This is a genomic window from Bacteroidia bacterium, assembly GCA_027493955.1.
In the GTDB taxonomy this organism is placed as follows: domain Bacteria; phylum Bacteroidota; class Ignavibacteria; order SZUA-365; family SZUA-365; genus JAOSJT01.
On sequence record JAOSJT010000001.1, the window covers coordinates 237,992 to 250,172 of the forward strand.

General features: G+C 56.8%; 8 protein-coding genes. 6 read left to right on the top strand and 2 right to left on the bottom strand.

The features are described from left to right. Positions 1-165: 165 nt before the first annotated feature. A complete protein-coding gene (locus tag M5R41_00980) occupies positions 166-1,182 on the bottom strand; it encodes a rhodanese-like domain-containing protein (GenBank protein MCZ7554959.1) in 1,017 nt (338 codons plus the stop codon). Positions 1,183-1,219: 37 nt separating this feature from the next. Then, positions 1,220-2,557 (bottom strand): hypothetical protein, encoded by a 1,338-nt coding sequence (locus tag M5R41_00985; GenBank protein MCZ7554960.1) that lies wholly within the window; start codon positions 2,555-2,557, stop codon positions 1,220-1,222. Between the two features lie 305 nt (positions 2,558-2,862). On the opposite strand from M5R41_00985, the gene mazG reads away from it, so the two are divergent. The 6 genes from mazG to M5R41_01015 all read left to right on the top strand — a co-directional run bounded on the left by mazG (position 2,863) and on the right by M5R41_01015 (position 11,900). Further along, complete coding sequence (mazG, locus tag M5R41_00990) at positions 2,863-3,624, top strand: nucleoside triphosphate pyrophosphohydrolase (protein ID MCZ7554961.1); 762 nt, start codon at positions 2,863-2,865, stop codon at positions 3,622-3,624. An 86-nt stretch (positions 3,625-3,710) separates the two neighbouring features. After that, on the top strand, positions 3,711-4,334 hold the full coding sequence (locus tag M5R41_00995; GenBank protein MCZ7554962.1) for a DUF2239 family protein: 624 nt from the start codon (positions 3,711-3,713) through the stop codon (positions 4,332-4,334). Between the two features lie 337 nt (positions 4,335-4,671). Beyond that, entirely contained in the window at positions 4,672-10,272 is a 5,601-nt protein-coding gene (locus M5R41_01000) for a hypothetical protein (protein MCZ7554963.1), read from the top strand. A gap of 486 nt (positions 10,273-10,758) precedes the next feature. Beyond that, positions 10,759-10,992, top strand: a complete 234-nt coding sequence (locus M5R41_01005; GenBank protein ID MCZ7554964.1) for a CopG family transcriptional regulator — start codon at positions 10,759-10,761, stop codon at positions 10,990-10,992. Between the two features lie 312 nt (positions 10,993-11,304). Beyond that, entirely contained in the window at positions 11,305-11,544 is a 240-nt protein-coding gene (locus M5R41_01010; protein ID MCZ7554965.1) for a DUF433 domain-containing protein, read from the top strand. Next, positions 11,541-11,900 (top strand): DUF5615 family PIN-like protein, encoded by a 360-nt coding sequence (locus tag M5R41_01015; protein ID MCZ7554966.1) that lies wholly within the window; start codon positions 11,541-11,543, stop codon positions 11,898-11,900. The genes M5R41_01010 and M5R41_01015 overlap by 4 nt, the downstream gene beginning before the upstream one ends. The last annotated feature ends 281 nt before the right edge of the window (positions 11,901-12,181 follow it).

Here is a 12,181-nt window from a genome sequence, read left to right on the forward strand (position 1 = left end):
GTCCCGCCTTTCGCATCTTTGCAGCGTCCCGGGCATCCGGGACGTTTTTTTTGGGGTGACTTTGGGCATGCGTATCCGTCACTCGTCTATCGCTGAGTAACCGGATGAAGCATAAAAAAAACGCCCCGGAAACCGGGGCGTTTTTTATTGGGGAGGAACCGCGGATTACTTCACGTAATCGAAGTTCTTGCAGTCGACGGCGTTCTGATACACTGTTTTACCGGCGGTTTTCATTTTGTCGGCGATCATGCCCTGTGTCCCGAAGGCGAGACTCTTGGCGTCGTAACCCATCACGCGAAGGATGGCGGCGACGTTGGCGCTGGTCTGGCCGGTGTAGCAATACACAACGATGGTCTTGTCGGTCGGCAGGGTCTTCAGATTGCTCGCGAGCTTCAGGTCGGCCTTCGGAGTATACTGAAGGGAACCGGGGATGTGACCGATACCAGTGTAATCAGTGACGGACCAGTAATTGATGATGTAGTACTGGCTCAGGTTCGTGAACACTGTTGCGGCATCGATGGCGGATTTGGAATAGCCCTCGGCGTGAATAGCGGCGATACGATCCTTGAGGATCTCGGCACCGGTGGCTTTCCCGGTGTTGACTGTGGGGAGATTACCCGCGGCGGGCTTGGCCGGAGATGCCGTCGTGACGAACTGGCTTTCCTTGTCGCTGTTCAGTTTGGAGGTGATGTTATCGAAATCGCTGTGCCACGACGACATGCCGAATTTCATCGAGAAGGCCTTGGTGTAGCCGGACATGCGGAGGATGGCGGTGGTCCACGCGGCGCTCTGGCCGGTGTAGCAGATCACGGCGATCTTGTCGTAATTGGCCATGTTGACGCCGGCCATGTGCGTCAGCACATTTGCGATCGGGACGTTGACTGCCCCGGCAATGTGACCTTTTGCATAGTCGGCGGCCGCGCGGATATCAAGGATGTACCACTTCTTCGCACCATTGACGTCTTCGTACACTTCCTGAGCGGAGACAATGGCCGGAGCGGCGGTATTCATGTAATCACCGTTTGCGCCTTCGAGTTCGGCTACCAGCAGGGCGGCTTCGTCGACGGACGGAATGATGGGATCGTCGTCGTCATCCGAGCAGGCATTGGTGAATACGAGGAGAGGCAGGGCGACCAGTACGGTCACCGCGTAGCGACGGAGAAAAAGAGCGAGGTGCGACATAGAGTATCCTTTCCGAAAAGGTTATGAGGGTGCTTTGTTATTTCCAGCTTGCGGGGAGTGCGCCGTCCACCACGACGGATGTATTGGCGTCCTTCTCCCACTGCTCTTTGAGATCAGCTTCGAAGAGGAACCATTCTTTGTTCTTGCCATCCTTGATATGGCATGCTTCGTAGCAGGCCTGTCCCTGCGCAACTTCGGTACGAGGGGTCCAACGCTTGATGTTGTGCGGTGTGGCCATGCGCCAGGTCGGATGGGAATTGAAATTGTTGAGGTTCGGCACTCCGTAATTGCTCCAGGTGTCCGGCGCGTGCGGTGCGTTGCGCAGTACGACCCATTTGAAGCGTTTGGTGTTGGGAAGAGGATTCTTCCCGATTTTGAAGGCCATGTACGGACCGTTGCGGACGCCGGTATCCACGTGACAGCTGCCGCAGTTCTGATAATCCTGCGAATGGCAACCCTGGCAGGAGACGTTGTTCCAGTGCACGTTGTGGAAGGTGTTGGCGGTTGCCTTGTTGCCGTGACAGTGCTCGCACTTCGGCTGGTTCGACACGGAGTAGCGCTGCTCGAACTTTTGTCCCGTACCGTGCATCTCGTCGGCGGTGTGGCAGTTGGTGCACTGGCCGCCGGGCATCTTCAGATAATGCACGTCCGGACGCAACCCGAAGCCTTCGCCGAAGTAGGCGTGTGCCACACGGGCGGAATGGCAGGCGGTGCAGTTGAGGCGCATGTCGGGCTTTTTCTGGAAGTCGTGCGAGGCCAGGAAACCGCCACCGGCCTGACGGGGACGCATGACGTGGCACTCGCCGCAGGAGGCGTGACACTTGCCGCAATTCTTGTCGTAGCCCTTCTTGAGCTGTTCGGGGTAGTTTTCATAGCTGGGCAGGCCGGCGCGATCGGCGACCATGCGTTTTTGACCGAAGCCCTGCGTGTGGAGGCTGTTTTTATCCCGCGCGGCGATGGAGGGATGGCAGCTACCGCAGTATTTGTCGGCATCGTGCGAGGGACTCGCAACGAAATCCGTTGCATGCGCTTCGATTTTGTCCTTGGCGGGTTCCTTTCCTCCATGGCAGCTCACACAGGAGAGCTTGCCGTGGGCGGAATTCAGAAACTTCGCGCCGTTCTCTCCGCCGACGTACACCTTGGCCCAGGCTTCCATTTCCGGCAGAGTGCCGCCGCAGCCGCCTTCGCCTGGTCCGGCTGGGGGATTGGGATCGGCGACTTTCTTGAGCGTCGCTTCGTCACTGTGGCATCCTACGCAGGTTGTGATGTCGGCCGTCGGCTGAAGCGTGTTCGGCGGGATGGTCTCTTCGTCGTCGCAGGCCGAAAACACGAGTATCGGCGCGAGGACGAGCAGGAGTTGTGCGAATCGTTTCATAGGTGCTGTATTCTGTTGTGAATGGTGCTGCGCGGATCGGAGGTTCATGTAGAAAATATAGAGGTACGGTTGTCCTGTATACCAATGCAAAATACGAGCATTAGTTGATAGGCGCAAGTATATTTTATAAAATCTTAAAAACGTAATAACGTCCGAATACTATACAGTTGGAGCGTTCAAATGAAGCGAATGTTTTTCCGGCCTCGCCGATGCAGCGCAGAGCTTGCGGGCGCGCTTCCGATCCGGTGATTGTACCAAGCCTCGCCGGGTGCTAACTTGCTAGCTTCTCTACATCAGGAATGACTATGCAAACATATACCTTCGACGATTTGCTGACAGTAATGAAACGCCTGCGGGCGGAATGCCCGTGGGACAGAGAGCAGACCAACGACTCCATCAAGGCGCACACCATCGAGGAGGCCTATGAAGTGGTGGAGGCCATTGACCATGGAAACGACGAAGATTTGCGCGGGGAGTTGGGCGATTTGCTGCTGCATGTCGTCTTTCACGCGCAAATCGCCGCCGACGGCGGGCGTTTTACCATAGACGATGTGCTGCGCGCCATTATTGACAAGCTCGTCCGGCGTCATCCGCACATTTTCGGTGATGTCCTCGTGAGCGGCTCCGCCGATGTGATGAAAAACTGGGAGCAGATCAAAATGGAGGAGGGCAGGGAATCGGTGATAGACGGTGTTCCCGCTACGCTTCCGGCGCTCTTGCGCGCCTGGCGCATGCAGGACAAGGCATCGAAAATCGGTTTCGACTGGGAAAAACCCGACGATGTCATGGACAAAGTACGGGAGGAATTGGAAGAACTCCACGCCGCCACGGAAAAACACGACCTCGACGCTATGGAAAGCGAAGTCGGTGACGTTCTCTTCTCCATAGTCAATTACTGCCGTTTCATCGGTGTCAATCCGGAGAACGCTCTCCGCCGCACCATTCAGAAATTCGACCGGCGCTTCCGCCATGTTGAGCGTCGGCTGCGGGAGGAAGGACGGCTTCCGTCCGATGCGACGCTCGACGAAATGGATGTGTATTGGGACGAAGCGAAACGTCGCGAGTGAGCGCTGGAAATATTATCCGGATGATATTGCGTTTTGAATTGTATCCGGGTATATTGTGTACATGAATTTCACACAGTGGAGAACACATGTACACGGAAACTGCGGAACGATGCATTGCCTTTGATGGCCATCGCTGCATAGCGAAGGGAAATATTCTCACCACGGCGGCTGCCGTGAAATCCTATATTGATGAGCGGCCGGAATCGTCCGTCTTGATTTTTGACGCAGGGGATTCCCGCATCGTCGAAATTGACTTTCGGGGCACCCGGGAGGAAGTCATTGACCGGCTGAAGACTCGCCTGGGCCAAAGCGGCGCACCACTTCCGGAATACCCGGAACCACCACGCCGCGCCGGTCGCCCGAAACTCGGCGTCATTCCGCGCGAGGTCACCCTGCTGCCGCGGCATTGGGGCTGGCTCGAGGCACAGCCCGGTGGGGCCTCCGTGGCACTGCGGCGGCTTGTGGACGAAGCACGGAAAGACAATGCCGGACGCGAGCGCATGCGCTTGGCTCAGGAAGCCGCGTATCGCTTTATGAATGCGGTGGCGGGAGATCTCCCGGGCTTCCAGGAAGCACTGCGCGCCCTCTATGCCGGTAACGCCGGGCGCTTCGCAGAGGAAACCGCCGCCTGGCCGCGCGACGTGCGAGAGCATGCACGCGCGCTCGCCACGACGGCTCTCGACGCCGCGACTCCGCCGACAGCCGGATGATACACACTCTCTTGTATCGCCACCTTCCGGTCGGGGCCGCTGCGTGAAAGCGGCCCCGGCCGTCTCAGCCCCTGCGGAAGCGACGCGCCTATAGTTCCCGACCCCCAGCCCTGAGTGCGGCGTCAGCCCCGGCTCCCAATTCTTCATCACTATCCCACGCACTCCGGCGTCGGTGTCCCGTACGTGGTCGTTCGAGGTTCAGCCGAAGAAAAACGGGTTCATCGGAGAAAAAAGCTTGATTTTTTAAGAATATTTCGATATATACAGACGATAAAAGCCTACTCGGCAATTGTTGCCTGCCCTGCCGACGTCTGACCATACCATCATCGGAGCCGCCATGAAGCCTGTAACAGTACTATCTGTGTTGTTCGGTTTTCTATTCATCTTTCTCAAAGGGCCGGACGTCACAGCCCAGGGCGTGATCATTCCAACGGACGAGCAGCAAACAGACATGCTCCGGGCGTACAGATTCGTCCTGACCCAGGCCTCGGCCGATTATCGTTTCACCAATACCACGATGGATACGCTGCTCTTCCCGCGCTGGGGCGAGTACTCGATCTACTGGGCCGCATCGGGACAAAACAGGGGCAGCTTCGTCTTTCCCGATGTGCTTCCTTCCGCGTATTCGACGGTGCAGGCAACCCGCTACACCGGGTACGATTTTGCGCAAGCCGACCACTACGCGCTGACGTTCAAAGCCTACGCGAAGACGATCGCCATTTTCAAAAGCGCTTTGCAACGGAACAACGGAAGTGTGTCGTGGGAGGCGGTATACTTCCAGAATCTCGTCGAGTCGCATTTGCTCGGTGGCGTCTCCTATCCCATCAACGAAAGAGAGATCGACTCGGCGGGCATCATCTGGACGACGCAGGTGCTGGTAATTCCGGCCTTCGCCATGCATGGCGGTGACTGGAAATTCTATGTGGACAGCATGTTCACCGCGGCTCCGCGGCTTCGCGAAAGGCTGCTTACCTTCCTGTCGCGCGGAGGAACGATATACACCGAGGGCAACGCCGTCTACGTGATAGAAAAACTGGGTCTGCTGTCCGATGGGGCGGTGGACTACACGGACGCCGTGCAGCCTGATACAACAAACAGCAGCATACTTCTCGATATCGCCGCATCCAACCATCCGGTCGCTTTTGCGCATGCGGCGGCGGGAAATCGCATTTACTCCGGCAGCATACCGAGGGTGCACTGCGGCGGAGCGGAAGTCCTCGCCAGGGCACAGGGTACGAGTACGCCTGTGATTTTCGTCCTGCAGGGTCCGAAGGCGAACAACGGACGGGTGATCTGCAATACCGCGCTTCCGACGGTCGGCGGCTCGAATGCCATACAGCCCGGGGAGACTTCGCACGAGAGCCGGCAGCTACAATGGGCGATCAATGCCATCCTCTCGGCATTCGCCACGCGCATAGACGTCACGCGCTCGATTGACAACGCTATCCCGGATTCCATTACGGCCGGGCGCAATGCGGCCTCGTTCGACCGCTGCGACACTCTCGAGGTGCGGGTACGTCTGCGCAACCTCTCTTCTTCGCCCGTCAGTGGCATCGAAGTGCAGGAAGCGCTGCGGGATTTCTTCACGTTTGTGGACGTCGTGACGCCCGATGTGACGGCAGAGTACAGCAAACCGAATCTGACGTTTCGCGGGATTTCCCTGCAGCCGCACGAGGAAAAGGTAATCGTCTATCGTATCGCCACGCCGGCGCCCTCCGATCCCGTCCACGAAAAGGTAAACAGTTACATTTCCTGGGCTTCCTATATCTACGCGTCCTACGCCACCATTTCGTACACGGACGTTGACGGCGCCGCATCCTATCGCAAGTACAGGAATTACGTGGACCTGCTGTTCTCCGCGCGTATTGTAGCGGATACCGATCTGAATTGGAAGAATTTCCTGGGACTGTACTATCAGCCGTTCAAAGTGTTCATGCTGATGGAGAACAAGGAGCGCACGGCGGCCAGGAGCACGAAATATGTGCAGTATATCCCCAAAGACGTTCCGTTTTACTGGACCGACACCGGGCTCGATATTCCCATTCTGAAAACTCCGGGCGGTAAATACGTGGACGTGCTCCGCGGCAGCAACAGCGACAGCTCTCCCGAGTTCGACATGGACAGCGACGGGCATCCCGACGTCTGGCTCGATACCGCGTCCATCAGCCCGAAAAACTACCGCCTCGAAGAAACGGAAGTGTACTGGATCAATCCGTGGGAGCATCTGCGGAGCGGCAACACCGCATTGTACGAAGACATAGATCATGACGGACTGCGCGCGCAGGATGTGGACGGCGATGGAATCGTGGACATCGAAGAGCCAGGTGATAAAATCCGCGTCTGGAAAGTGACCTGGGATATCGGCACCATGGCCGGGTATCAGTTCTTCGATCCCTATTGTTACTTCGAAATCTGGGTCGATCCGCCGGATCTCGTTCCCATGTCCGCAGGTGTAGCGAGCGCGCTCGGGCGGCTTGATGGCGGCGTCGAAAATATGTTCTATCCCTACTCTCCCGATGTGCACGCGCCGAATCTCAGGGACACCTGCTGGACACATTGGATGGAGCGTGACGAAAAGGGGGACGTGGTGTGGAAGCAGCTCATCTTCCAGCAGATCGGGAACTATGAAGGATTCACCTTCATCGACACGCTGAAATCGGGCTACAAGCTGAAGGCGACGGACCGCTGCGCCGGCACCGTACCGCAGCCGCACAGGGAATTCATCGCCGTACTCTCCCTCGGTGGCGAGGAAATCGACATGAATAATTTCACACCCTCGAAATCGCAGTACTCCAACATCGAGTATGAAACGATATTCGGCGAGCAGCGAAACACGCCAATCCGCACCACATACACGTACTATGCGCCGCTGCCGAACCCGCTGCAGTTCGAATATCTAACCAACAATTTTACCATTACCAGTCCGAAGGACGGATCGCTGCTGCGAGAGCTCCCGGCCTATGGTAAAGCGAATCTCACCTTCGACATCGATGCGTCTACGGAGTACTCCTACTACTGGATACGCAACGCCGGACATGACGTCGATTTCAACGATCCGTCCGAGGCTCTTGACAGCGTCGAAGCGTTGGGCGATGGAGTGTTTGGTTACATGCTGTACGACATCCCGAAGGGTATGGGCGGTTACAAGATCACACTCCCGAAAAAATCCGACGGAAGCTACGACATCGACAGAATCCTGAAGGTCGACGGGAAGCCGTATCAATCGTGGTTGTCCAACGCGCACACCAGCGACTCGGTGCGGATATTCGAGGACCAGTTTACCTACCACCTTCATATCCCGCAACTGCTGATTCCGCCGGCTCTCGACGACGACAACTACGACGGCGTAGACGACTGGATAGACGACCGCGGTGACCGCTTCCAATCCTCGACGGGCTTTTTGCACGACGGCTTCATGAAAGGAAACGGAGAATTGTATCCGGAATATCCGCCCACACCCTTCAGGGACGATATCTACGGTTGGGTGACGTCGGGCTGGTATCCGGGCGCGGACAACACCTACGGCGACGATTTTTTCGAGACGCTGGGTAAGACGCATTTCACCATCAGTGCGCAGTACGAGGGCCTGGGGAGGGAGGGCTCTGTTGACATCAGCAAGGGCGGCTGGCTCGTCGTGGAGGAAATCTTCGGCGGCTCACCCTGGGTGCTGTTCTCGCATGCACTCAGCGCCTATGCCGAGGGCGTCAATTACACGCTCACGTCCGCCGTTAATCCTTCCGTTGCGCGCTTCGGTGTGGACACCGTGTACGTCAGGCATGTGATCGAGGACAAAGGTGAGCCGCATTCCTTCGACGCGAATTTCGATCCCTTCCAGGTTTCCTACGGCTACGGACAAACGACGATCAGCACGTACTCGGGCGGCAAGGATCCCTGCGGTCTGATCGAGCCGTCGCCGAATCTCTCGACCATCATCGATCCCGGTCGCGACACGCGGCAGCTCACACTCGTTCCAAACGCCGATCCGGCGAATCCGGATCTCGCAGACTACCCGAAGCAGGTGAACGGCACCTTTCTCTCCGTGCGCATCGAGGTGTCCAATGGTACGGACTACAACTGGATCGGGACGAACATCACGCCGCACATCCCTGCGAAAAGCGGCAGCACCCGTCTCGTTATGAGTTATGTGTCATATCCACGGCCGCTGGTGCCCGCGCAGGTGGATCCCGCCACCGGAACTGTGATCCGGGGGGGTGATGATCCTCGTGCGTTCCGGGCCGGCTGGCGATTCAATCAGCCGGAGGGAGAAGTGCTCGTGAAAATGGGAAACGAACTGCCCCTCCTGCAGCCGTCGCGGCGCGCGTATTTCGTGTTCCTGTTCGAAGTGGATGCCTCCCTGGATGATGGCGTGTACGGCATTGATTTTACGATGAAAGGCGAGATGCGGCATTACGACGGCAGCCCGGCAGGGTCGGCGGCGTTTGACGTGCCGTCGTCCATGTTCAGCATTGCTCCGCGCGATGCGCGTGGCAATGTGCGCGAGTACCAGAAGCTCGTCATAGGACAGGGCGCCCTCGGCGACATCGGCACGACCATGCTCTCGCCGCAATTTCGCGGACTGGAGAATGTGCGCTGGTCCACGAAGGATGTGCAGGCAACGGACTTCGACACGCTCACCGCGACGCTCCCGGCAACATACCTTCCTGCCTCCGGCGTGGAAACCATCGATCTCTCGCGCTTTACCGCGTTTCCCACGGTTGATGCCACGAAGCTTTACGTGCTCGAAGAGGCCGAAGTGCGCAGCGGCACATCCATCGAAACGCTCAACATCACAAGCGGTGAAGCGCTGCATTATTCCTACGATCCTTTCGGCAGCTATACCGCCACCAGCAAGGCCTTGACCCTTTCCACCGTCGGTCCCAAGGTCGTGATCGGGAAAACGGTGTCCGATATCAACGGACGGCGGTACAGCGAGAAGTGCATTCCGGAATTCCTGCCCGGCGAAGAAAAGGTAATAAATGTCCTATATACGGTCACCAATCAAGGTTCGACGATGGCGGAGAACGTGGCGTTGCGCTGCGATTCCGGACCGCTGTTCGAAGCGGATCCCGACCACCTGCCCGCGGGCTGCAGAAGCGTGAGCGGCGGCATCGAGATCGGGTGTTCCTCGCTGATTCCCGGCGAAACCCGCGAGATCCTGCTGCGCTACCGCGCGACGGAGCGCGCTTGCGCCACAGTGTACGATTCCATCGCGCTTGTGCGCGGCATGACCGCCACCTACGACGGCAAATACGTGTTGTCCGGCACGGTCAGGAAGGAAGTGTTCACCGTGCCCGATGCCGCTGTGCTCGATCTCCCGGCCTATGATTTCCGGGCGGACCGCCTTGTGTGTTCGCAACTGGACGCTGCGCCGGGCGAGCACGTGTCGCTGTATGTCAAAGTCGTCAACGGCGCACTTGCCGCAAAGGATGTAACGGTCGGATTTTACGCCGTGGTCAACAATGCGGACACTGTGTTGCTCGCTTCACGACCGCTCGACGCGATAGCGGGACAGACGTATCAGATCGTCTCTTCTGGCGTGACCATACCGGATTCCGCGATATGCATCGAGGTGTTTGCCCGCGTGGATGACGCGGACGGATTTGGCGAATTTTGCGAGGGCAACAACATCACATCGCTCAAGCTCCCTTTGCGCGGTCTGGACTGGATACTCGAGGTCGGCAATTTCCCGAATCCGATGCGCGGCGAGACTGTGATCTCCTATGTGCTTCCCCGCGAAGTACGCGAGCTCACGCTTTCACTGTACGCCCTGGACGGCAGGGAAGTCGGCAGGATAGAGCATCCCCCATCGGAAATTGGAAGACATAATATTCCCTGGCAGGAGGCGCAGCTTTCCGCCGGCACCTACCTGTACACCTTCAGGGGCATCGACGACCGCGGCGAACTGAAAACATTTACCGGACGCCTCGTCAAACTCTGACGTCCGAACGACAGGCGACGGATCAAGACCCGCTTCGACACATTACCGTCGGAGCGGGTTTTCCCGTATTGCGGTGGCTCGATGTCACACACGATATAAACCTGAGCGCAGCTAAGTTTACCCGACTGCTCATGACATGTTGGACGATATGGGTCGACTCTGAGTATACCAAACCTCGTCACCCTGAGTGTGCCCACCAGTCCGCCCAGGTGGACTGGTGGGCACACTCAGGGTGACGGTGTTAGTTGAGTCGCTAATGCCAAATGTCATGAACGAAATGGACCGTCGTCCGTCCAGGCGGACTGACGCGCACACTCAAGTCGAAGACTCGCCGCGGCGGGATGATGAATATGACGTACACCTCAGAAGCTTGAACACCGACGTTGTAGGAATGTGCAGGCAAATACAGTTTTCAATAATCGAACATTTTTCGTAGACGTACATGACGTTATAACGTTGTTACGCTACGACATCCGGAGGTGTTTGATGATTTCAGCGAACCGTCGTGTGACGATTTACATCGATACGGATCTGCACAAAGCGCTGCAATTGAAATCCGTTGAAACATCGAGATCCGTATCCGACCTCGTGAGTCAGGCAGTGCGTGAATCTCTTGCGGAGGATGCCGAGGATCTGGCCCTCTTCGAAACGCGTGCGCATGAGCCATCGCTCAGCTACGAAGACATGGTGAAAAAGCTGAAGCGCGATGGGAGAATTTAGCGTCCGCTTCAGGCAGTCCGTATGGTGGAAACCCCGTCATCCTGAGTCATGTGACCAGCGCTGCGCGACGTTTTATATCGAGTGTGACATCGATTTGGGATGAAAGATCTATCAAATATCGTCACGCTGAGCGCAGCGACCGCAGCACGGAGTGAGGTTGATAGATGATCGTCCCCGGTCGCGGAGTCGAAGCGCTCATGTCCGTCCTCTACGGTGTTCACAGGTCCCGATACAACCATGTCATGAGCAGCGCAGAGCACACCGCGGATTTATCGACTTGCTCTCGATAAGCACAAACCTTAACTTTAAAGTATGAATTGGACCGAACATATCTCTGTTGAGCCTGACGTTTGCCATGGAAAAGCGTGCATTAAGGGGACCCGTGTCATGGTATCCGTGATCCTTGACAATCTGGCTGCTGGTCGTACGACTGAAGAGATTGTCCACAGTTACCCATCTGTTCAGCCTGACGATGTAGCCGCTGCGATTGCGTATGCCGCTGATCTTGCTCGTGAGCGAGTGGTTGCGACGCCACGTGGCAAAGTGGCGTGAAGTTTAAACTTGATGAGAATTTGCCGGTCGAAGCCTCCATTCTGCTTCGAGATATCGGTCATGACGCGCATTCCGTTCAAGACGAACACCTTGGCGGGTCGCCTGATAGTGAAATCGCTGAAGTTTGCCGACACGAACAACGAATTCTTATAACACTCGACCTCGATTTTGCGGATATCCGCAATTACCCTCCCTTACGATACCCCGGTACGATAGTACTTCGGCTTTCGCGTCAGGATCGTGAAAGTGTCATTGCTATTATTCCACGTATTCTCGAACTTCTGCAAACTGAGCCAATCGTTGGACGCCTCTGGATAATGGACGAACGGAGAACTCGCATCAGAGGAGAATCGTAATGTGTGAGAGATCGAACGTGCAAGAGTCGTGTCTATATTGTGCCCAAATGAATCGTGGACACATATCAAGATATCCCGAAACCCGGCCCAATGTTATCAGAATTCCTGCTCTGCTTCAATCACAAAGCAATCCATAAGCTCCAGCTTCCGCCGGCAGCCGCACAATTCGGTGTTGAAGCAAGCTCTGTATCCGGACTATTGAGCCTTGAATCGAAAATGGGTGCGGATGAAGTGCACAACCGCTTCTGTTGCTGCTCGCGCGCTTAGCTGCGGTTTCCTCC

What these genes read in the sequence shown, in the direction of transcription:
- M5R41_01010 (MCZ7554965.1), top strand. Translation starts at nt 11,305, where the DNA reads ATGAATTGGACCGAACATATCTCTGTTGAGCCTGACGTTTGCCATGGA.
- mazG (MCZ7554961.1), top strand. Translation starts at nt 2,863, where the DNA reads ATGCAAACATATACCTTCGACGATTTGCTGACAGTAATGAAACGCCTG.
- M5R41_01000 (MCZ7554963.1), top strand. Translation starts at nt 4,672, where the DNA reads ATGAAGCCTGTAACAGTACTATCTGTGTTGTTCGGTTTTCTATTCATC.
- M5R41_00985 (MCZ7554960.1), bottom strand. Translation starts at nt 2,557, where the DNA reads ATGAAACGATTCGCACAACTCCTGCTCGTCCTCGCGCCGATACTCGTG.
- M5R41_01005 (MCZ7554964.1), top strand. Translation starts at nt 10,759, where the DNA reads ATGATTTCAGCGAACCGTCGTGTGACGATTTACATCGATACGGATCTG.
- M5R41_00995 (MCZ7554962.1), top strand. Translation starts at nt 3,711, where the DNA reads ATGTACACGGAAACTGCGGAACGATGCATTGCCTTTGATGGCCATCGC.
- M5R41_00980 (MCZ7554959.1), bottom strand. Translation starts at nt 1,182, where the DNA reads ATGTCGCACCTCGCTCTTTTTCTCCGTCGCTACGCGGTGACCGTACTG.